Consider the following 20154-nt stretch of genomic DNA (forward strand, 5'->3'; position numbering starts at 1 on the left):
CACCCCACCCCCACCGTCCCCAGGCATCAACCGCTCACCAGCTCCCGCTCCAAGGGGGTCCGGAAGCGCGGGGTGACCCGTACCGGGCCAAGCCAGGCGGACAGGCGGGTGGCCTCCGTGGTGATGGCGGTCTTCGCCTCGCGGCCCGGGTCCGTCAGGAGCCGCCAGGTGATCTCGCCGTCCGCGCGCTGGGCCCAGGCGCCGATGATGCGGCCGTTCCACCACACGGTCGGGCCGATGTTGCCGGCCCGGTCGAAGAGGGCGGGCACGTGGTCCGGGGAGAGGTACCAGTCGCGGCCGCGCCAGCCCATGGCGGTCGGGTCGAGGCCGGGGAGGAGCGCGGCCCAGGGCCCCGGGGCTTCGTCCGCAGTGGCGAGGTCATCCGGCAGCACGTATCCCGCGGCGCCGTCCGCGAGCCCGACCTCCGCCGCGCCCACGTCCGCCAGCGCCTTGCGCGTGTCGCCGAGCGTCCAGCCGGTCCACCACTTCAGGTCCGCTTCCGTCGCCGGTCCGTACGAGGCGAGCCAGCGCCGCGCGAGCTCGGCCTTGGCCTCCCGCACGTCGATGTCGGGGATCTGCGGCACGAGCGCCCACGGGTAGAGGCTGCTGGTCCACGACCCGCGCGGCCGGGCCCGTCGCAGGTGCCCGTCCGACGCGAGCATCCGCAGCACCCGGCTGCCGACGCTCTGCCGCGCCTCGTACGGCTTGCCCGGCGACATCAGCAGGGTCTCGCGCAGCGCGGGCACGTCCTTGTTGAGTTCGGCGGTCGTGGCCTCGCCGCGCGCGGCCAGCGCGTCCAGCACCTCCTGTTCGGTGCGGGCGAGTCGCTGCTCGTCCCAGGGGGCGTGGCCTTCGGAGTTCTCCCGCAGGTGTTTGAGCAGCGTCGCCCGTTCCCGTACGGCGATCGCGCGGGCGGTCGAGGAGCTGACGTACGGGGCGAGCTCCGTGGTGACCGCGAAGAGCGTGCGCCGCATGGACAGCAGTTTCACGAGGGTCACGTCCTCGTACAGCGCCCGCTCCACCTCGGCGGGCGACGGCTCGGTCAGCCGCGCGCACGCCGACAGGTAGACGGTGGCGGCGTCGGTGGCGTGCAGGCCGACCAGGGCGTCCGCGACCTCCTCGACGGAGCCCACCCGCCGGCCGGGGTGGAGGAGGTGGCGCCGGGCGAGGCGGGCGCGGCGCCGGTCGTCGGTGAAGCGGGCGCGGGGGCTGCTGCTCATGGGGGCGAGCGTAGAGGTGATAGAGGACGGTTTCCGTCCTCTAGGGGCCGGGATCGGGGGGAACCCCGAGGCGGCGCAGCGCCCGGTGCGGGACGGATCGGGGCGATGCCCGATGCCGGGATGATCTTGCTTCGGAAGACTCTCCGGCATGGAACAACTCAAGAGGAAGCCCATCCGCCGGGGCTCGTGGCCGGCCACCGCACTCGTCGCCGTTCTCGCCGCCGCACTCACCGCCGGCACGGCCGGCCCGGCCGGTGCCGCGACCCCGCCGCCGGACAAGAAGGCGCTCGAAGAGTCGATCGCGGGCTTCCCGAACGCGGACGTGAACGGGGCGCTGGTCCGCGTCGCCGGCCCCGCCGGCCACTGGTGGGGCACGTCCGGCGCGGCGGACAAGGCCACGGGCGCGTCCGTGCGCTCCGACTCCTCCTTCCGCATCGGCAGCATCACCAAGATCTTCACCGGCACGGTGATGCTCCAGCTCGCCGCCGAACGCCAGGTCGACCTGGACGCCCCCGTCCGGCGCTACGTTCCCGGCCTCCTCCCCGACGCCTTCCACGACGTGACCGTCGCGCAACTGCTCAACCACACGAGCGGCCTCCCCGGCCCGTCGCCGCTGACCTACGGCGACGGCTCCAACAAATGGTTCGCCGAGAACCGCTTCCGGTCGTGGACGCCCACCGAGATCGTCAAGGCGGCGCTGGCCGGACAGGCGCCGGCCTTCCCGGCCGGCACGGCCCAGCAGTACAACGGCATCAACACGCACGTGGCGGGCCTGATCATCGAACGCGTCACCGGCCGCACGTACGCGCAGGAGGTCCGCGACCGCATCACCCGCCCCCTGGGGCTGCGCCGCACGTACGTCCCCGCGGCCGACGACGTCACCCTGCCGCAGCCCCACGCCCACGGCTACCGCACGGTGGACGGCGAGCTGGTCGACGTCACCGAGCAGAGTCCGTCCTCGTGGGCGGAAGGCGGCATGATCTCCACCGCGGCGGAGGTGGACCGCTTCATCACGGCCCTCCTCGGCGGCCGCCTCCTCCCGCCGTCGCAGCAGAACCGGATCTTCGACCTGCCGGACGTCCCCAACGCCCCCGGCAACCGCCACTGCGCCAGCCTGACCGACCCCGGGAACCCGGGCCAGGCCTGCTTCAGCCGCATCGGCCTCATGCGCACGGAGTTGCCGGGCGGCACGGTCGTCTGGGGCAAGACCGGTTCCCAGCCGGGTTACACCAACGGGGTGTTCGTGAAGCGCGATCTGTCGCGACGAGTGGTGTATTCGCTCAACTACAACAACCCGCCGGGTTCGAGCGAGCTGAAGTACGTCCTCGGCATAGCGCAGGCGGCGTTCTCGAAGCCCCGGAAATAACGAAGAGAGCCGGATGCTCAGGGCATCCGGCTCTCTTACGACGATGTGCGCTCGGCAGGATTCGAACCTGCAACCTCTTGATCCGTAGTCAAGTGCTCTATCCGTTAAGCTACGAGCGCTCGGCTCCCGGGTGACAGCAGTCACTCGTCGGCGTTGCGAGAACAATATTACCTGACGTGCGAGGGTGCTTTTTCCCCTCACGGTCGGTGACGGCGGCGTGACGGGCCACCTTCAAGATCGCCGCTACGGCGTCGGCCGTACGCCTCGTACGACAGTGGATGATGTTGCAGCTGCGATGAGCTGAGCATCGACGGAGATCAGTAACCCGACGCGGGAAACGGCGGATTGAGCCCTCCGCCCACGTGTAGCGTCTGCGACAGCGCTTCGAGCGCGCCCCCCTTCCAGAGGACCCTTTCGTCGGGGCACTCGCGGGGTGCCCTGCCTGGGCTCCCTCCGGAGCGGCCACCGGTACTGGCCGTAACCCGAGAAGGGGGGCGCCAGTGGGGCGTCACCGTAGGAAGCCTCTGCACGAGCGGGTCGCGGCTGTGATCCGGGAGCTGTGGAGGTGGTGCACCGGCAAGTGAAGCGGTGGCCGCTGGACGGTGACCGCCAGTCCTCCGAAGAACTGAGGACTGACGGTCGGGAACCGTCTACCTGCGGTTGGCCCTCGTCCACGGGTACGGCCGTGGCGGGGGCCACTTTCTGTGCCCTGAAGGGGGGGCTTCTTCTACGGTAGCCCCACGCCCCCGCCTCCGGCGACCACTTCGGCCATCAGGGTTCGTCGCGTCACCCCGGAGTGTCCAGCGCACGCTCCCGCACGGCTCGGGTGAAGGAACGATACGGCTCGGCGGCGACGCGCAGGGTCGGCCCGTCGGGCCGTTTCGAGTCGCGTATGAGTATCGGGGTACGTACTCCCATGCCTTCCGGGAGGGCGATCTCCACACAGGTGTCGGCAGAGCCGGAGCTGTAACTGCTCTTCTTGAACCTCACCGTGTCTCCTTGGCGATCCTTGCGATGAAGTCGCGGGACGCCTCGGGGTCCAGTGCTTGGGTGCGCAGGCGATCGAACGCGACGTCGTAGCGTGCGACCTGGTCGTCCTCTTCAAGGTAATGGGACGTCGTAAGCGGCTCTACGGCCACGACAGGGGAGCCGACATCGAAGTGAAAGACCGTATACGCGCCGTCCAGGCCCGTGTGCATGCCTGCCTTGAACGGAATGACCTGCAGTTCGATGTTCGGCTGCTGCGAGACGGTCAGTAGGTGATCGAGTTGCCGCCGGAGAACGGAAGGCCCGCCCAGTTCTCGCCGGAGGCATGCCTCGTCCAGCACGCATCGCACCACGAGCGAGGAGGAGTCCAAGACCTCCTGGCGTTTCATGCGCAGTTCGGTGGAAGCTCGTGTTTCGCGTGCTGTTCTCCAAACGCTGATGCCGCCGATGGCTGCGGAGGCGTAGTCAGTCGTCTGTAACACGCCAGGGATGAGAAGCGCCGCATAGAGGTCGATGCGGGTGGCGATCTGTTCCATTTCCAAGAAGTCGGCGAATCGCTCGTTGATGACGTCCTTGTACTGCTTGTAGAGCCTCTGGTGGCGACTGCTGTCGGCGAGTTTCGCGATCTCTCTGATCTCTGCGATCCGTGCGGCGTCCGTAACCCCGTAGGCGGTGAAGAACCTCTCCGGGTCGGTGCGTTGCCTGCCGTTCTCGACCTTGCTCAAGGTCGGGCCGGACACTCCCAGCAGCTCGGCGCCCTCGGCGAGGTTGAGGCCGGCTCTCACCCTCAGCGTTTTCAGCGCTGCACCGAGCCTCCGGCGCAGCAGGGTCGGCGTGATGTCGGCCAAGTGATCACCTCCTTGCGGAACGACTCTAGCGACAGCAACTGCACTGATGTGTGCGAGCGTTCACTCAATCGTGGACATCTGCGGTGAAAGTTTCACCGCCGCTCGCGGTGCTCGCGAAGATGTGGTGACTACCAGGGCACTCGAGGAGGCGTAAGGCGATGGCGTACAGGATCGGCGCATTCGTGGTGGACACCCGGGAGGGACGGGTCGCGCAAGTGATCGGGGGGACGGGGAGCCGTGTCACCCTGCGGCGCCCCGGTGGTGGCCTGGAGTGGGAGGCGCCGTTCGCCGCGCTGCGGCTGGCGACCCGGGAGGATCGGGAGGCGGCGGGGCTGTGGCCGGCGGGGGCGCGGCCCATGTACGGGTGCGGGGAGTGTGCGCAGCTGGCGGCTGCCTACAAGGAAGCCGCCGCCGGGGGTGACCCTCTCACTACCGGGGACGCTCTGGTGCTGCAGCGCCGTCACTGGCGCACCGTGCACATGGGCGGTGCGTGAGCGTGAGAGGGACCTGCACCCACCGCGGCGGCTGGGCGGCCCGCACCCGCGGTGAGGCCCGCTGCCGCTACTGCGGGACCGTCCGCTTCACCGAATACGCCGCCCTCAGGCCGCCCGGCCTCCCGCATGCCCCGCGGCCTCTCCGCTGGCGCGGAGCTACGGGTGGTGTTTGCCTGAAAGAGGGGTCATATCCGTGGAGGTAGGAGGAGAGGGCCATGGGCGACACCACAGCTACAGGCCCGTCGCTGGGCCAGCTCAAGGATCATCTGGAACGGGCGTCGAAGGCCGTGAACGACGTGCTGGAACTGCAGAAGCTTGCGCCCGGTGCGGCCGATGACGTTGCTGCTGCTGGGCAAGGGAGCACGATTAGCATCGGATGCAGCACCGCCAGCGTGTACTGCCGCACGATGTAGCAAGAGCGGTGGCCCGATGAAGACGATCAGCCGCCGGACATGCCGGGGTCGTCAAGCGGCCTCGGCGTATCAGGTCCGGCAGGTGCAATGAACCGTTCTGCCGCCGCAGGGTTCCTCTACTTTTTCGCGCACCCCGAATTTTACGAGGCCCCGGATCGCCACCCCCTGACCGACGAATACCGGAACCTCTTGCGTGAACGCCTGCCGGAATCCTGGCGGGTCGAGCGTGGTGACGTGTGGCTGCACGCTCTGTTGCCGGAGCCGGGTGCTTCCGGGGCTCCGGGCGACGTCGACGTCGGCCAAGGGTTCAAGATTCACGTTTCGGCCACCACTATGTGCGCCCCGCTGCTGCTGGAGCTCGTCGTGCCGGTGTGTGTCCGGGAGCGGGTCGCCTTCAAGGTTGCAGGGGACCCGGCCCTACTGGATCTGCTCAACTCCAAGCTTCAAGCCCGGGGGAGTTCCGGCAAGTTCATGACCCTGTACCCCCAGGACATGACGACGTTCCTCCGGCTGCTGGACGAGCTGTACAGGCGGACGAAGGACCAGGCCGTGGCAGGGCCGTACATCCTCTCCGACCGCCGCTACCGGGACAGCCGGGTGCTCTTCTACCGCTACGGGGGCTTTCACCCCTTGTATGAGCTTCATACCGACGGCACCCGGAGTGCCTGCGTGGTGGCGCCGAGCGGTGAATTCGTGGCCGACGAGCGCACTCCGTACTTCAGATTGCCCCCCTGGGTTCGTGATCCGTTCGACGGCATTGACGGTGAGGGCCGTGACAAGGAAGCGAGCACCGCCACGACGGTGGCGTCGTCCGACGATAACGCGAGCCCCCTGCTCAACGGCCGGTACCTGATCGAGGGTGCCGTGATCTTCTCCAACGCCGGCGGGATCTACCACGGCCTGGACACCGGCACCGGGCAGGCCGTCGTGGTCAAGGAGGCCCGTCCCGGCACCAACTGCTGGGCCTTCGACGGGGAATGGTGGGACGCGCCCCGTCTGCTGCGTCACGAGTACGAGATGCTGTGCCGGTTGGACGGGCTGCCTTTCGTACCGCGGCCGGTCGAGCTGTTCCGGGAGTGGGAGCACGCCTTCCTGGTCGAGGAACGGGTGGTGGACGCCATCGGATTCCACGACTTCTGGGCGCGCGAGGAGATCATCCTCGCGCCGTACATCCGGCGTCCCGGCCGGTTGGAGCGGTTCCTCCCGGTGTTCCGGCACGCGGCGATGACGCTCATCGCCATGGTGACCGCGGTTCACGAACGCGGCGTCCTGCTCGGGGACCTCTCGCCGCAGAACGTTCTGATCGACCCCGACACGCATCGGATGTGGTTCATCGATTTCGAGAGCGCGATCCGGGAGGGCGGCGAGGGCGAGCCGGGCGCCTATGCCGCCCGCTGGGGCACGCCGGGCTTCATGCGCCCGGAACGGACGTCCCCCGGCGGTCGCCTCAAGCGGCAGGACGACTGGTACGCCGCCGGAATGATCCTGTACGGCTGCGTCGTGCCGGTCACCCCCCTCTTCACGCTGCGCCCGGAGGCGGCCGGGGTGTTCCTGGACAGGTTCACGGCGCTGGGCGTGCCCGCCGAGGTGAGGGCAGTGATCGACTGTCTGTGCAGGGGCGAGGCGGCGGAAGCCATGGACGTCCTGACCGGTTGGAGCCCCTGAGTGAGCGCGGCGGCGGTGCCGGACCGGCTGCGGGCGGAGGTGGCGGACACCGTGGAGGGCATGGCCCGGTACCTGCTCGGCACCGCCGACCGGGAGCGCTCCGACCGGCTCTGGCCCGCCCATTTCATGGTCTTCGCCACCAATCCCCTGAACGTGGCCTACGGGGCGTGCGGCCCCGCACTGTTCCTGCACACGCACACGCACACGCACACGCACACCGCGGAACGTGCTGCGGACGGTGCCGGCCGCCTGCCGGAGAACATTCGCACCTGGCTACGGAACCGTCCGCTGGACCTGGACTCGTACCCGCCCGGACTGTTCCTGGGGCTGGCGGGCATCGCCGAGACGTTCTGGCGGATCGACTTGGCCGACGAAGCCTTGGACGCCATGGCGCTGCTGTACCGCTCCCCGCTGCTCGAAGCGGAACCCGGCCTGTCTCTGGGGGCGGCCGGCTGGGGGACGGTCGGCCTGCGATTCCACACCCGGACCGGCGACCAGTCACACCTGGACGCGGCGGTGCGCGCGGGCGAGCACCTGCTGGCGACGGCGGAGCCGCGGGACGACACCTGCTGCTGGCCGTGCCGGGCCGAGGGGAGAGTGCACTACGGGCTGGGTTACGGGGCGAGCGGCATCGCGCTGTTCCTGCTGCGGCTGTTCGTGCGGACCGGCCGGGACGACTTCCGGGCTGCCGCGGTCCGGGGCCTGGAATTCGACTTGGCGAACCGCAGCGACACCGAGGTGGGTGCGCAGTGGCCGCGTTTCGAGAACGACACGGTGCGGTACCCGTACTTGATCCACGGAAGCGCAGGGATCGGCAGCGTGCTGCTCCGGTGCCACCAACTGCTCGGCGACGAGCGCTACCTGGCCCTGGCCCGCCGCCTCGCCGACGACGCCTACCTCACGTGTGCCCTGCTGCCGAGCCTCTTCGAGGGGCTGGCCGGTCTCGGTGAGTTCCAGCTGGACATGTTCCGGTGCACGGCCGACCCCCGCTACCTGCACCGGGCGTTCGACATCGCCGAGACGATGCTGATGTTCCGCGTCGAACGCCCGGAGGGAATCGCGTACCCCGGGCGCGTGCTCAGCCGGATCTCGGCGGACTACGCGACCGGCGCGGCCGGGGTAGGGCTGTACTTCTCCCGGTTGCTGCGCCCGGGCGGGCTGGCGTTCTTGGACGACGATCCGTCCGACGGCACGGATGGCACGGACGGCACGGACGGCACGGCACCTCGTCCGCGTGACGGCGACCTCGGCGCTGTCACCGACCCGGTTCAGTGAGAACGGCCCCGCTTGATCCTCTTGATCCTCACGAACGTGAGCACCGCGTAGGCGGCGAGGGCGACCGGGACGGTCAGGACGACGTTCCACGGGAGCAGGCCGGTCGCCGCCAGGGCTGCGCACAGCGGCAGCGTGAGGAGGGTGGGGAAGGTTCGGACGAGGGCGGTGCGCAAGGGGGTCACGAAGGGGCTCCTAGGCGGGCGAGGTCGAGGTAGTCCGCGAGGGCGGACCAGGCATGGGCGGGGGCGGACGGCTCGCCGGACATGGCCTGCGGGGCGTCGCGCCAGGCGTCCCGTACGCCGGCGGAGACGGCGGCGTGGCCACCGGTGAAGAGGGCGGCGAGCTCGTCCATGCGGGCGACCAGGCGCCGGACCCTGGGGTCCGCCGGGGGGACTCCTTCCGTACGGAGCCGGTCGGCCCGGCGGTACAGTTCGGGCCACTCCACCTCCAGGAGGTAGTGCGCGGCGGGCCCGAGCGCGGTGCCGCGGGTGTGCAGGAGCTGCAGCTGGTCGGCGTCGAGGTGGCGCCGCAGGGCGTGTTCGGCGTCCGGCCCGGTGCCGCCGATCGCGCGCAGGGCGTCGAGCAGGGCGGGGGTCGTGGGGGAGCGGCCGGCGGCGAGTTCGCCGGCGAGGTGCTGCAGGCGTTGCTGCAGGGAACCGAGGGCGGCCAGGGCGGTCTCGACGCCCGCCAGGTGGTCGCGTACGAGGCGGGCAGGGTCGACGCCGCCGTCGAGGCAGACGGCGATGGTCTCCAGGCCGAGGCCCAGGCTGCGGAGCGCCAGTACCTGGTAGAGGCGGACGAGGTCGTCCTCGGTGTACTCGCGATGTCCTCCCGGCGTGCGGCGGGAGGGGCTGAGCAGACCGATGGTGTCCCAGTGGTGCAGGGTGCGCACGGTGAGCCCACTGGCTTCGGCGAGGGGGCCCACCTTCCAGGTGGAGGCGGCGGAAGCGGTCATGGCACCACGATGCATCCTCACGCGGGGTGAGGTTCAAGCCGAGAGGCGGAAGCGTGAGCCGGGACGGGCTCTGTCCTCCCGCGGCCCTTTCGCAGTAGGGTGCGGCGGCCGTCCCCATGAGGCCTCCGTACGTCCCGCACCGCCCGTACCACCGCACGGATCGGAACACGTTCCCGCGCAGGAAGGGCAGTCGTATGAGGAAGAGACACAGAGGCATCGGCCGGATGATCGCGTCCCTCGCCGTCGCCGCGCTGTTCGCCGCCGCTCCCGGGGTCGCCGCGGCCGACCCCGCACCGGCGGCGGAGGGCAAGGCCGGTGCCGGAACCAGCGCCAAGGTCACCGTCTTCGGATCGTCCATCGCCTCCGCCCGCAACGCCGACGGGCGGCTCGAGTTCTTCGGCACCAACAGCGGCGACGCCGTGTACCGCCGCGCCCAGAACTCCATCGGCGGTTCGTGGTCGCCCTGGGCCCAGTTCGACGGCGCTCTGCGGGCGGTCGCCGCGGAGACCAACGCCGACGGGCGTGTGGAGCTTTTCGGCGTGAACGGCGGCGGGTACATCTATCACCGTTGGCAGACGTCCCCCGGTGGGGCGTGGTCGAACTGGGAGCAGATGGATGGTCTGCTCACCTCCATCGCCGCCGCCCGCAACGCGGACGGGCGGCTGGAGATCTTCGGCGCCAACAGCGCCGGCAACATCTACCACCGCTGGCAGACCTCCGTCGGAGGCCCCTGGTCCGGGTGGGCCCAGTTCGACGGCGGCCTGACGCAGGTCGCCGCGGAGACCAACGCCGACGGGCGCGTGGAGCTGTTCGGGGTCAACGGCGGCGGGTACATCTATCACCGCTGGCAGACGTCCCCCGGTGGGGCGTGGTCGAACTGGGAGCAGATGGACGGCTTGCTCACCTCCATCGCCGCCGCCCGCAACGGCGACGGGCGGCTGGAGATCTTCGGTACCAACAGCGGTGACGCCGTCTACCACCGCTCCCAGAACTCCATCGGCGGTTCATGGTCGCCGTGGGTCCAGTTCGACGGCGCGCTGAGCCAGGTGGCCGCGGAGACGAACGCCGACGGCCGTATCCAGCTGTTCGGCGTCAACAGTGGCGGATACGTCTATCAGCGCTGGCAGAACTCCATCGCCGGGTCCTGGGCCAACTGGCAGCAGCTGGACGGGCAGTTGCGGTCCTGATACCTCGGTGCTGTGTGCCTCCGCCCCTTCCCTCCGGGGCGGAGGCACGTGCATGTGTCACAGCTGGCCGGAACCGGTCCGTTCCGGCAGCCGTGGCCGGGGGAGGTGTGGGGCAAGATGGGCTTATGGGGACCTTCGCTGCGCACGATGGTCTGATCGCCGGCCGGTACCGCCTGTCCGGGCGGATAGGGCGCGGCGGCATGGGCACCGTATGGCGTGCCACGGACGAGCTGCTGGCGCGCCAAGTGGCCGTCAAAGAGCTGCACATGGACGAGACGGGCTCGGACGCCTGCCCCGTCGGCCTCACCGACTGCGACCGCACCCTGCGCGAGGCCCGCGCCGCCGCGCTCATCAGTCACCCGAACGTGGTCGCGCTGCACGACATCGTCGTCCAGGACGGCCGCCCGTGGATCGTGATGGAGCTCGTGGACGGGCGCGCGCTGTCCGAAGTGCTGGCGGCGGAGGGGCCGGTGGGCCCGCGGGAGACGGCGCGGATCGCGATCGCCCTGCTGGCGGCCCTGCGCGCGGCGCACGCCTGCGGCGTCCTGCACCGCGACATCAAGCCACCCAACGTCCTGCTGGAGTCGGCCACCGGTCGCGTCGTGCTGACGGACTTCGGCGTCGCCCAGGTCCGCGGCGCCACGACGATCACGGAGACGGGCGCGTTCGTCGGCTCGCCCGAGTACACCGCGCCGGAGCGCATGTCGGGCGGCCCCGCAGGGCCCCCGTCCGACCTGTGGTCCCTGGGGGTGCTGATGTGCGCGGCGCTGAGCGGGGTGACGCCCTTCCGGCGCGACTCGCTGGGCGGCATCCTGCACGCCGTCGTCCACGACGAGATCCGTCCGCCTGCCGCCGCGGCCCCCCTGCTGCCCGTCGTGAAGGGCCTGCTGGAGCGCGACCCGCAGCGGCGGATGGGCGCCGACGAAGCGGAACGGCTGCTGCACGCCTACCTGGCCTCCGGGTGGCTCGACGGCGGCCGCGTCAGGCCCGCCTACGTGCCGCGCAGCCGCACCGTCCTGATGTCCGCCGTCGCCGTGGTCACCCTGGCGGGTACGGGGGCCGGGCTCGCCGTGCTGCTGGCCGAGCGCGGCGCGGAGGGCGACGGCGGCCGCCCCACGCAGATCTCCAGCGGGACGCTCGGCCGCTCGCCCGGCCCGCCCGTCACCCGCGAACCCCCGGTGAGCGCGCCCGTGCGTCCCCCGGAGGGCTACCACGCGGTGCAGGACCCGGCGGGCTTCGCGCTGGCCGTGCCCGACGGCTTCACCCGCTCCTTCGAACCGCCGAGGGTCTTCTACTACTCGCGCGACCGTCAGTTCCGCCTCGGCATCCTCATCCAGGACCCGCAGGGCGGCGGCCCCGCGGGCATCCTGCGCGCCGCCGCGGCCGCGGCCCCCGACCGCTACCCGGGCTACCGCTCCGCCACCGTCCGCGAGACGACGCACAGGGGATATCCCGCGGCCTCCTGGGAGTTCACCTGGGACGGGCCCGAGGCGGAGTCGGGCGGGGCGGTGCGCACGTACGACACCTGCTGGGAAGAGGGAGGGAAGACGTACGAGGTGTGGGTGGCGGGGCCGGCGGGGAAGGCGGCGCAGGCACGGCGGCACGCTCAGGCCGTACTCGACACGTTCGTACGCATCCGGCCTGTTTCGAGCCCCTAGAGCCGTAAGGGATGGGGTTTGCTCCTCCGAAGGTGCGCCTGCCCGGCCGCCCTTGGTAATGATGGGGCCATGACGAACGACGGGGGACGGCCGAACGGGCCCACCGGGGCCGGCGAGCCCACCAGCTATGACCTTCAGCCACCGAAGGCACCGGCCGCGGTGAGCAGCGGTGCACCGGCCATACCCGCCGCACCGCCCGCACCCGCCATACCCGCCGCACCCGCCGCACCGGCCACGCCCGCCGTACCGGCCGCGCCCGCCGGCCCCGGGAGCGCTTACGGCGCCACCACAGCCAATCCGTACGCCGCCGGGCCCCCTGGGGCCGCCGCCACCACCGCCGCCGCCACCGCCGCCGCCACCGCCACCACCGGCGCCACCACCGGCGCCACCGCCGTCGCCCCCGGGCCCGGCACGGGCCGCCGCATCGGCAACCGCTACCGGCTGATCTCCCGCCTCGGCCACGGCGGCATGGGCACCGTCTGGAAGGCCCACGACGAGATCGTCGACCGCGAAGTGGCCGTCAAGGAGCCGCGCGTACCGGACCACCTGCCCGCGTCCCTGCGCGAGAACGTCCACCAGCGCATGCAGCGCGAGGCCCGTGCCGCGGCCCGCGTCGCCCACCCGTCGGTCGTCGCCGTCCACGATGTCGTGGTCGAGGACGGCCGTCCCTGGATCGTCATGGAGCTCGTCCGCGGGAACTCGCTCGGGGACCGGCTGTCGGAGGGCACCCTCGACCCGCGCGAGGCCGCACGCGTCGGCCTCGCCGTCCTGAACGCGCTCGGTGCCGCCCACGAGGCCGGAGTGCTGCACCGCGACGTCAAACCCGACAACATCCTGCTCGGCCGGGACGACCGCGTCGTCCTCACCGACTTCGGCATCGCCCAGATCGAGGGCGAGCAGGGCCTCACGGAGACGGGCGCCCTCGTCGGCTCGCCCGAGTACGTGGCGCCCGAGCGCCTGCTGGGCCAGCGGCCGGGCCCCGCCTCCGACCTGTGGTCGCTGGGCGTCGTGCTGTACAGCGCGGTGGAGGGCGTCTCGCCCTTCCGCCGCTCCAACGCCCCGGCCACCTCGCAGGCCATCCTGTCCGCGGAGCCCCAGATGCCGTCGCGCGGCGCGGGTGTGCTGGGCGGGCTCATCATGGGGATGCTCCACAAGAACCCGGCGGCCCGGCCCGGCGCGGCCGAGATCAGACGGACGCTGGAGGCCGTGGCCCGCCCGGCGTCGGCCGAGGAGACCGCCTACGCGGCGGCGGTGAACCGCCCGCAGAGCACCGGCAGCAAGTGGGTGCCGCCCGTGCTGCAGGGCAACCGCAAGGCGCAGTGGGGGCTGGGCGTGGGCGTCGTGGCCGTCGCCGCCGCCGTGACGCTGCTGGTCGTCAACCCGTTCGCCGTCGGCCCGGCCGTTCCGCTGCACTGGAAGGTGCGGGACGAGCCGGAGATCGTGCGGGCGTCGGTCGCGGTTCCGGAGGACTACGAGAAGTCCGTGAACACCGACTACAACTGGGTCTACTTCCAGGACCCCAGTGGCGTGTTCGGCATCTCGCTGGACCGGGACTCCGCGGAGGAGCGGGCCAAGAACACGGGGACCAACGAACCGAAGGTCATCAGCTCCCCGGAGGCCGAGGCCAAGCGGCTCATCGCCCAGCACACGACGGATCCGGGCAGCAAGCTGAACGACGCCAAGGCCGACACCGTCAAGGCGTCCCCGTATCCGGGCATGCAGACGGCGGAGGTCGTCACCGTGTACCGCAAGTCCGGCAGCAACGAGGGCGATCCCAAGGCGCGGAAGCGGGAGCTGATCATCGTCAACGACGCCAAGACCGTGCTGTGGCGGCTGGAAGTGCGCATGCCCGAGAAGGGCGAGGGGCGCAAGACGGGCGACAAGCTCTTCGAGGACGTCGTCAAGTACCTGAAGATTCAGGACAAGTGACACCGCCGACCCCCGGTGGATGACAATCCCGGATCAATGACGTGATCCGATAATCGGGTTACCGGTGGGTATTCAAGCGGCCGTCGTCCGTCATACGCTCCCCGTATGACGGACTCGCGGCACAGCGCACAGGAAGTGGCAGCAGTGACGACGGCGGAGGCGGCCCCCGTGCCGCGGCCACCCGCCGGAGGCAACCCCGTCGCCCCGCCCGGCGCCCGCACCGCCGAGGACGTCGTCACCCCCCGCACCGTCACCCGCCTCACCCGCGGCGTCATAGGCTCCGGCAGCACCGTCAGCCTCACACCCCTCACCGGGCGCAAGCTCGCCGACCTTCCGGAGTCCACCCCGGAGGACGTGGCCGAGGCCTTCGCCCGCGCCCGCGAGGCGCAGTCGCACTGGTCCGCCGTCCCCGTGGGCGAGCGCGCCGCCGTCCTGCTGCGCTTCCACGACCTGCTCCTCGACCGGCAGTCCGAGGTCCTCGACCTCATCCAGGTGGAGACCGGCAAGGCCCGCCTGCACGCCCACGAGGAAGTGCAGGCCGTCGCCGTCGCCGCCCGCCACTACGGACGCAAGGGGCCCGCCTACCTGCGGCCCAAGGGGCACACGGGCGTCATACCGGTCCTCACCAAGGTCACCGAGCTGCGCCACCCGCGCGGCGTCGTCGGCCAGATCGCCCCCTGGAACTACCCCTTCGAGCTGTCCGTGGGCGACGCACTGCCCGCCTTCGTCGCGGGCAACGCGGTCGTGATGAAGCCCGACACCCAGACTGCCCTCACCGCCCTGTGGGCACGCGAGCTGCTGATCGAGGCGGGGCTGCCCGAGGAGGTCTGGCAGGTCGTCCTCGGCGAGGGCCCGGTCGTCGGCCCGGCCGTCGTCGCCCACGCCGACTACGTCTCCTTCACCGGCTCCACCCGCACCGGCCGTGAGGTCGCCCAGGGCGCCGCGGCCCGTCTGATCGGCTCCTCGCTCGAACTCGGCGGCAAGAACGCCATGCTGGTCCTCCACGACGCCGACGTCGAGAAGGCCGCCGCCGGCGCCGTGCGCGGCTGCTTCTCGTCCGCGGGACAGCTGTGCATCTCCATCGAGCGGCTCTACGTGCACGCGTCCGTCGCCGACGCGTTCCTGGAGCGCTTCACCGCCCGTACGAGGGCCATGCGGCTCGGCACCGGCCTCGCCTACGGGGCCGACATGGGCTCCCTCGTCTCGCAGCGGCAGCTGGACGCCGTGACCCGGCACGTCGAGGACGCCGTCTCCCGGGGGGCCACGGTCCTCGCGGGCGGACGGGCGCGCCCCGACGTCGGCCCGCTCTTTTACGAACCGACGGTCCTCGAAGGCGTCGAGCCGTCCATGGCCGTGTGCGCCGAGGAGACGTTCGGGCCCGTCGTGTCCGTCCACCGCTTCGAGGACGAGGACGAGGCCGTCGACCTGGCCAACGCCACCCCCTACGGACTCAACGCCAGCGTCTGGACCGCGGACGGGCGGCGCGGCCGGGCCCTCGCGGCGCGGCTGCGCACCGGCACCGTCAACGTCAACGAGGCCTACGCGGCCGCGTACGGCAGCGCCCAGGCCCCGATGGGCGGCATGGGCGACTCGGGGCTGGGCCGACGGCACGGCTCCGAGGGCATCCTCAAGTACACCGAGGCCCAGACCGTCGCCCACCAGCGCGTCATGCCGCTGGCCCCCGCCTTCGGGCTGGACGATGAGAAGTACGCGGAGTTCATGACGCGCAGCCTGCGCGTGCTGAAGGCCCTGCGCCTGCGCTGACCCGCCCGGGCAGGATGGTGCCGATGGGGCCGTCGAGTACGCCGAGTTCGTCCAGTACAGCAGCGAGTTCGTCCGGTACGGAGGCCACGGTGACAGCGTCGGACAACGACCACGACAACGAGCACGAACACGACAACTACAGCAACGACAACTACAGCAACGACAATGCCGGCATCGGCATCGGCATCGGCGCCGGCGACGACGGGAACCGCAGCGGTTACGACTACGACGTGATCGTCGTCGGCTCGGGCTTCGGCGGCGCGGTCGCCGCCCTGCGCCTGAGCGAGAAGGGCTACCGCGTGGGCGTGCTGGAAGCGGGCCGCCGCTTCACGCGCGCGACGCTGCCCAAGAACTCCTGGGACCTGCGCAACTACCTGTGGGCACCCGCCCTCGGCCTCTACGGCATCCAGCGCATCCACCTGCTCGGCAACGTCATGGTCCTCGCGGGCGCCGGCGTCGGCGGTGGCTCGCTCAACTACGCCAACACCCTCTACGTACCTCCGAAGGCCTTCTTCCGGGACCGGCAGTGGGCCGGCATCACCGACTGGGAGGAGGAGCTGCGGCCGTACTACGACCAGGCGCGCCGCATGCTCGGCGTCCGCCTCAACCCCACGACGACGCCCTCCGACGTCCACCTGAAGGCGGCGGCGGAGCGCCTGGGCGTGGGGGAGACCTTCCGCATGGCCCCCGTCGGGGTGTACTTCGGCGACGGCGCGGACGGCGACGGCACGCACCGCGCCCGCCCCGGCGAGGAGACCGCCGACCCCTACTTCGGGGGCGCCGGGCCCGCCCGCCGGGCCTGCACCGAGTGCGGCGAGTGCATGACCGGCTGCCGGCACGGCGCGAAGAACACCCTCAACGAGAACTACCTCCACCTCGCCGAGCGCGCCGGCGCCGTCGTCCACCCCCTGACCACGGTCGTCGCCGTGACCGAGCACCGGGAGGGCGGGCACCGCGTCGTGACCGTCCCGACCGACAAGCGCCGCGGCAGCGTCCGCCCGCGCGTCCTGCGCGCGGAACGGGTGGTGATCGCCGCCGGCACGTACGGCACCCAGACCCTGCTGCACACCATGAAGGACAAGGGCCTGCTGCCCCGCATCCCCGACGGCCTGGGCCGCCTCACGCGCACGAACTCCGAAGCCCTGGTCGGCGCGCAGACCGACGACCGCCGTTACGCAAAGGCGCACGGCGGGGCCCGGCCCGACTTCACCCGGGGCGTCGCCATCACCTCGTCCGCCTACCTCGACGAGCACACCCACATCGAGCCCGTCCGCTACGGCAAGGGCTCGAACGCGATGGGCGCGCTGTCCGTCCTGCAGGTGCCGGTGGGCACCCGTGCGCCCCGGGCCGTCGCGTTCGCGGCGCGCTGCGTACGGCACCCGGTGCAGCTGCTGCGGTCGCTGTCCAACCGGCGCTGGTCGGAGCGCACGATCATCGGGCTCGTCATGCAGTCGCTCGACAACTCCCTGACCACCCACCGCAGGACGCGGAGCCCGGGCAAGGGCCTGCTGACCGCCGCGCAGGGACACGGGGCGCCCAACCCCAAGCAGATCCCCGCCGCGACGATGGCCGCCGGCATCCTCGCCGAGGAGATCAACGGCTTCGCCGGCAGCAACGTCGGCGAGCTGATGGGCACCCCGCTGACCGCGCACTTCCTGGGCGGCTGCCCCATCGGCGCCGACGCCTCGCAGGGCGTCATCGACCCGTACCACCGGCTGTACGGGCACCCCGGCATCACGGTCGTGGACGGCGCGGCCGTCTCCGCCAACCCCGGCGTCAACCCCGCGCTCACCATCACCGCCCAGGCCGAGCGGGCGATGTCCCTCTGGCCGAACAAGGGCGAGCCCGACCGGCGGCCGGAGCAGGGACGGGCGTACGAGCGGATCGAGGCGGTCGCGCCGTTGAAGCCGGCCGTGCCGGAAGGGGCGTACGGGGAGCTGAGGCTGGAACCGGGTGGATCCGAGGGTTCTGGTGTCTCTGGTGTCTCTGGTGGTTCGGGTGGCCTCGGCGATGGCTCCGGCGGCACCGGTGGCCCGTCCGGCGTGGACGTTTCCGCCGGGCCGGGGCGCCCGGCGCTACGGCTGCTGCCGCTGCTCCCGCCCGACGGCCAGGGATGTGGGCGGGGGTGCCCGTCCGGTCGCTGACGCGGGCCGGGGAGCGGGGCTCGCGGGCCGGGGGAGCGGGGCTCGCCCTGCTGCCTAGCGGGGGCCGCGCCCCCGTCGCGCGAAGGCCACCGCCCCGGCTCCGGCCACGACCGCCGCACCGGCGACCCCCAGCAGGAGCGGGGTCGAGGACGACGAGCCGGTCGTGGCCAGTTCGCCCGTGGCGGGCAGGTCCGACAGACCGCCCTTCGGGGCGGGCTTGCCGACGCCGGCGGTCACGGCCTTCCCGGGCCTGGTGGTCGTGCCCTTGGAGTCCTCGCCCGTGGTGGGCTTGCTGCCCGCCGCCAGCACGTCGAAGTAGTAGTACGCGCCGGCCGAGTAGCCGCACGTGCGGTTCAGGTCGGAGAAGAAGCCCGTCTGGAACGCCCCGCCGAAACCGGCCGGTGCCTTGGCGTCGACCTTCAGACGCAGCGACGCCTCCGCGAACGCGCGCGGCTTGAGGTTGCGCGTCTCGGCGAAGTAACCGTAGTCGGCGGGCATGGGCTCCCACCGGTGGGCGCCGGAGTTGTACCACTGCACGGTGATGTACTTCGTGGTCTCGTTCTCGAGGTTCTTGCGGTCCCAGGCCCACAGTTCCATGGAGGCGGAGAGGGAGGCGATGACACTGCCGGAGGTGTTGACCGCCCGGTAGGTGAAGGCGTGCCAGCCGGAACCGGCGACGATCTCCCGCGGCAGGCCCCGGAGTTCGGTCCTCACCCACTTCTCCTGGGTGTGGGCGCGGCAGTCGTCCTCGGCCGGGGAGGCCGGGGCGGAGCTCTTCGACGCGCTCGGCGCGGGCGAGGAGGCGGAACCCGACGGGGAAGCGGAGCCGGAGGAGGGGCTGGAGGAAGCGCTGGAGGAGGGGCTGGGGGAGCGGCCGACAACCGCTGCGGACGCGGATGCGGACGGGGAAGGGGATGCCGGGGCCGATGAGGACGCGGATGCCGACGCCGATGCGGACGCGGATGCCGAGGACGTCGTCGTGGCCGGTCCGTCCCCCGTGGCGAAGGCGTGGGGAGCCACGAGGACCGTGGTCGGACCGATGACGGCCGTGGCCGCGGCGGTCGCCAGTGCGCGGCGAAGCTTCATGGAATACCCCATCCCGATCGGGAGCGAAGAGCAAAGAGTGAAGAGCGAAGAGCGAAGAGCGAGATACAAAGGCCGTCGCGGTGGGGGGAGAGCGCGGTGTGGCCGTGCTGCCGGCACGTAGCTGCTTGGCACGTACATGAGCATCGTAGGGGGAGCGGTGACGGCCCGGCCGCCGGGGCCGCACGGGTGACCCATGTCACAGCCGCATGATGCTGCGCAGGAACGGCGAAGGGCCCCGGGCCGCCTCCGCGGGGGCGTGCGGGCGGCCTCGGGGCCCTTGACTGCCGGCACCGAAGTCAGGGCGGGTCGGTGCCGCGGAGCGGCGCCGGGGGGAGCGCCGCGGGTCACGGGTGGTGCGGACGTGCGGCCTCACTGGTTCGACCAATGGCGGTGCGGGACCAGGAGGTTGGTGCTCTCTTGGCATCGTGCGGGATGGGCCGGACCCGGCGCAACCGTTTCGACCGGATACGGTCGGTTCCAGGCGTCCCCGGAACCGACCGTCCTTCGGTGGCAACCGGGCTGCTGTCCCCTGCTGACCGGTCACCGGCACCGGAGTGAGGTCCCACGACGCGCGCACTCGCACGTCTCACACTCCGGTGGATCCGCCCTGTCGGTGCCGGGCGCCCAGGTGAACAGGGGCGGAAAACCACGCGTGGATTTCAGGTGGGCCGCTCCTGGCTGGCGCGGGCACCCGGCTCAACGAGGCGGGCCGCGGCGCGGTCACGCGCCGTCCGGGTGATGTGCGGGCCCGCAGGCCCGAACCCGCATGCGGCACCTGTACACATCCCCAGGGGCCGGGCGGCCATCCCCAGGAGCCGGGCGGCGCGCGCGGGGCCGCGCCGGGGTCAGACGCGGCCCCGGCACAGCTCCAGCAGCGTCATGGCGAGCGTGGTGCCCGGCTTGCCGAGCTGGTCGCTGTAGTGGCCAATGATCTCCATCTCGCGGGAGAGGTTCACCCGGCGCCCGCCGGAGGCGATGCGCTCGTGCTGGATCACGGCCGAGACGGCCATCCGTTCCTGGATGAGGCCGATGATCCTGCCGTCGAGATCGTCGATCCGCCGCCGGGCGCCGGTGATCACGCCGGCGGCCTCGTCGGTACGGGCCCCGGTCTCGGCCACGGGGCGGTTGGCCGGGGCGGCGGCGGTGGCGGTGGCGGGGATGGT

The 20154-nt window shown here is 71.7% G+C and carries 18 protein-coding genes and 1 tRNA gene; 11 read left to right on the forward strand and 8 right to left on the reverse strand.

Annotation, left to right across the window (positions count from 1 at the left end; all coding sequences use genetic code 11):
• Window positions 1-26: 26 nt before the first annotated feature.
• Window positions 27-1220 (reverse strand): winged helix DNA-binding domain-containing protein, encoded by a 1194-nt coding sequence (locus ACSNOG_RS25010; protein WP_436754954.1) that lies wholly within the window; start codon window positions 1218-1220, stop codon window positions 27-29.
• Between the two features lie 148 nt (window positions 1221-1368).
• On the opposite strand from ACSNOG_RS25010, the gene ACSNOG_RS25015 reads away from it, so the two are divergent.
• Window positions 1369-2586, forward strand: a complete 1218-nt coding sequence (locus tag ACSNOG_RS25015) for a serine hydrolase domain-containing protein (RefSeq protein WP_436754955.1) — start codon at window positions 1369-1371, stop codon at window positions 2584-2586.
• 46 nt (window positions 2587-2632) lie between these two features.
• Here the strand turns inward: ACSNOG_RS25015 and ACSNOG_RS25020 are convergent.
• The 3 genes from ACSNOG_RS25020 to ACSNOG_RS25030 form a co-directional block, all read right to left on the reverse strand.
• A tRNA-Arg gene (locus tag ACSNOG_RS25020) sits at window positions 2633-2705 on the reverse strand.
• A gap of 667 nt (window positions 2706-3372) precedes the next feature.
• Window positions 3373-3576 carry a DUF397 domain-containing protein gene (locus ACSNOG_RS25025; protein ID WP_436754956.1) on the reverse strand — a complete coding sequence of 68 codons (204 nt, stop codon included), beginning with the start codon at window positions 3574-3576 and terminating at the stop codon, window positions 3373-3375.
• Window positions 3573-4421, reverse strand: a complete 849-nt coding sequence (locus tag ACSNOG_RS25030; protein WP_436754957.1) for a helix-turn-helix domain-containing protein — start codon at window positions 4419-4421, stop codon at window positions 3573-3575. Before ACSNOG_RS25030 ends, ACSNOG_RS25025 begins: the two co-directional genes overlap by 4 nt.
• Window positions 4422-4579: 158 nt before the next feature.
• On the opposite strand from ACSNOG_RS25030, the gene ACSNOG_RS25035 reads away from it, so the two are divergent.
• Genes ACSNOG_RS25035 through ACSNOG_RS25055 form a run of 5 tightly spaced genes read left to right on the forward strand, consistent with a single transcriptional unit; the run spans window position 4580 to window position 8268 of the window.
• On the forward strand, window positions 4580-4915 hold the full coding sequence (locus ACSNOG_RS25035; RefSeq protein WP_436754958.1) for a hypothetical protein: 336 nt from the start codon (window positions 4580-4582) through the stop codon (window positions 4913-4915).
• Window positions 4916-4917: 2 nt separating this feature from the next.
• Window positions 4918-5118 carry a DUF6255 family natural product biosynthesis protein gene (locus tag ACSNOG_RS25040; RefSeq protein ID WP_436754969.1) on the forward strand — a complete coding sequence of 67 codons (201 nt, stop codon included), beginning with the start codon at window positions 4918-4920 and terminating at the stop codon, window positions 5116-5118.
• Between the two features lie 12 nt (window positions 5119-5130).
• Window positions 5131-5328, forward strand: a complete 198-nt coding sequence (locus ACSNOG_RS25045; RefSeq protein WP_436754959.1) for a class III lanthipeptide — start codon at window positions 5131-5133, stop codon at window positions 5326-5328.
• Window positions 5329-5367: 39 nt separating this feature from the next.
• The gene (locus ACSNOG_RS25050) at window positions 5368-6993 is read left to right on the forward strand and encodes a protein kinase domain-containing protein (protein ID WP_436754960.1); all 1626 of its coding nucleotides are present in this window, start codon (window positions 5368-5370) and stop codon (window positions 6991-6993) included.
• Window positions 6994-8268: a lanthionine synthetase C family protein gene (locus ACSNOG_RS25055; RefSeq protein WP_436754961.1), complete on the forward strand. Its 1275-nt coding sequence runs from the start codon at window positions 6994-6996 to the stop codon at window positions 8266-8268. It abuts the gene before it with no gap.
• Here the strand turns inward: ACSNOG_RS25055 and ACSNOG_RS25060 are convergent.
• Together ACSNOG_RS25060 and ACSNOG_RS25065 are read right to left on the reverse strand one after the other, a co-directional pair.
• Window positions 8262-8450, reverse strand: a complete 189-nt coding sequence (locus ACSNOG_RS25060; RefSeq protein ID WP_436754962.1) for a hypothetical protein — start codon at window positions 8448-8450, stop codon at window positions 8262-8264. The genes ACSNOG_RS25055 and ACSNOG_RS25060 overlap by 7 nt on opposite strands.
• The gene (locus tag ACSNOG_RS25065; protein ID WP_436754963.1) at window positions 8447-9223 is read right to left on the reverse strand and encodes a MerR family transcriptional regulator; all 777 of its coding nucleotides are present in this window, start codon (window positions 9221-9223) and stop codon (window positions 8447-8449) included. The genes ACSNOG_RS25060 and ACSNOG_RS25065 overlap by 4 nt, the downstream gene beginning before the upstream one ends.
• A gap of 194 nt (window positions 9224-9417) precedes the next feature.
• Between ACSNOG_RS25065 and ACSNOG_RS25070 the strand changes: the two genes are divergently transcribed.
• The 5 genes from ACSNOG_RS25070 to ACSNOG_RS25090 all read left to right on the forward strand — a co-directional run bounded on the left by ACSNOG_RS25070 (window position 9418) and on the right by ACSNOG_RS25090 (window position 17905).
• Window positions 9418-10410 (forward strand): tectonin domain-containing protein, encoded by a 993-nt coding sequence (locus tag ACSNOG_RS25070; RefSeq protein WP_436754964.1) that lies wholly within the window; start codon window positions 9418-9420, stop codon window positions 10408-10410.
• Between the two features lie 125 nt (window positions 10411-10535).
• Window positions 10536-12068: a serine/threonine-protein kinase gene (locus ACSNOG_RS25075; protein WP_436754965.1), complete on the forward strand. Its 1533-nt coding sequence runs from the start codon at window positions 10536-10538 to the stop codon at window positions 12066-12068.
• Window positions 12069-12137: 69 nt separating this feature from the next.
• Window positions 12138-13997 carry a serine/threonine-protein kinase gene (locus tag ACSNOG_RS25080; protein ID WP_436754966.1) on the forward strand — a complete coding sequence of 620 codons (1860 nt, stop codon included), beginning with the start codon at window positions 12138-12140 and terminating at the stop codon, window positions 13995-13997.
• A 105-nt stretch (window positions 13998-14102) separates the two neighbouring features.
• Entirely contained in the window at window positions 14103-15761 is a 1659-nt protein-coding gene (locus tag ACSNOG_RS25085; protein ID WP_436754967.1) for a succinic semialdehyde dehydrogenase, read from the forward strand.
• Between the two features lie 173 nt (window positions 15762-15934).
• Window positions 15935-17905 (forward strand): GMC family oxidoreductase N-terminal domain-containing protein, encoded by a 1971-nt coding sequence (locus ACSNOG_RS25090; RefSeq protein WP_436754970.1) that lies wholly within the window; start codon window positions 15935-15937, stop codon window positions 17903-17905.
• Window positions 17906-17959: 54 nt separating this feature from the next.
• Here the strand turns inward: ACSNOG_RS25090 and ACSNOG_RS25095 are convergent, their stop codons facing one another.
• Both ACSNOG_RS25095 and ACSNOG_RS25100 read right to left on the reverse strand, forming a co-directional pair.
• Window positions 17960-18991 carry an LAETG motif-containing sortase-dependent surface protein gene (locus tag ACSNOG_RS25095; RefSeq protein WP_436754968.1) on the reverse strand — a complete coding sequence of 344 codons (1032 nt, stop codon included), beginning with the start codon at window positions 18989-18991 and terminating at the stop codon, window positions 17960-17962.
• An 845-nt stretch (window positions 18992-19836) separates the two neighbouring features.
• Window positions 19837-20151 carry a chorismate mutase gene (locus tag ACSNOG_RS25100; protein ID WP_436754971.1) on the reverse strand — a complete coding sequence of 105 codons (315 nt, stop codon included), beginning with the start codon at window positions 20149-20151 and terminating at the stop codon, window positions 19837-19839.
• Between the last annotated feature and the right edge of the window lie 3 nt (window positions 20152-20154).

The sequence above is a fragment of the Streptomyces sp. URMC 124 genome (genome assembly GCF_051386455.1).
Classification (GTDB): Bacteria; Actinomycetota; Actinomycetes; order Streptomycetales; family Streptomycetaceae; genus Streptomyces.

What these genes read in the sequence shown, in the direction of transcription:
- ACSNOG_RS25010 (WP_436754954.1), bottom strand. Translation starts at nt 1,220, where the DNA reads ATGAGCAGCAGCCCCCGCGCCCGCTTCACCGACGACCGGCGCCGCGCC.
- ACSNOG_RS25015 (WP_436754955.1), top strand. Translation starts at nt 1,369, where the DNA reads ATGGAACAACTCAAGAGGAAGCCCATCCGCCGGGGCTCGTGGCCGGCC.
- ACSNOG_RS25035 (WP_436754958.1), top strand. Translation starts at nt 4,580, where the DNA reads ATGGCGTACAGGATCGGCGCATTCGTGGTGGACACCCGGGAGGGACGG.
- ACSNOG_RS25045 (WP_436754959.1), top strand. Translation starts at nt 5,131, where the DNA reads ATGGGCGACACCACAGCTACAGGCCCGTCGCTGGGCCAGCTCAAGGAT.
- ACSNOG_RS25050 (WP_436754960.1), top strand. Translation starts at nt 5,368, where the DNA reads ATGCCGGGGTCGTCAAGCGGCCTCGGCGTATCAGGTCCGGCAGGTGCA.
- ACSNOG_RS25065 (WP_436754963.1), bottom strand. Translation starts at nt 9,223, where the DNA reads ATGACCGCTTCCGCCGCCTCCACCTGGAAGGTGGGCCCCCTCGCCGAA.
- ACSNOG_RS25070 (WP_436754964.1), top strand. Translation starts at nt 9,418, where the DNA reads ATGAGGAAGAGACACAGAGGCATCGGCCGGATGATCGCGTCCCTCGCC.
- ACSNOG_RS25075 (WP_436754965.1), top strand. Translation starts at nt 10,536, where the DNA reads ATGGGGACCTTCGCTGCGCACGATGGTCTGATCGCCGGCCGGTACCGC.
- ACSNOG_RS25080 (WP_436754966.1), top strand. Translation starts at nt 12,138, where the DNA reads ATGACGAACGACGGGGGACGGCCGAACGGGCCCACCGGGGCCGGCGAG.
- ACSNOG_RS25085 (WP_436754967.1), top strand. Translation starts at nt 14,103, where the DNA reads ATGACGGACTCGCGGCACAGCGCACAGGAAGTGGCAGCAGTGACGACG.
- ACSNOG_RS25095 (WP_436754968.1), bottom strand. Translation starts at nt 18,991, where the DNA reads ATGAAGCTTCGCCGCGCACTGGCGACCGCCGCGGCCACGGCCGTCATC.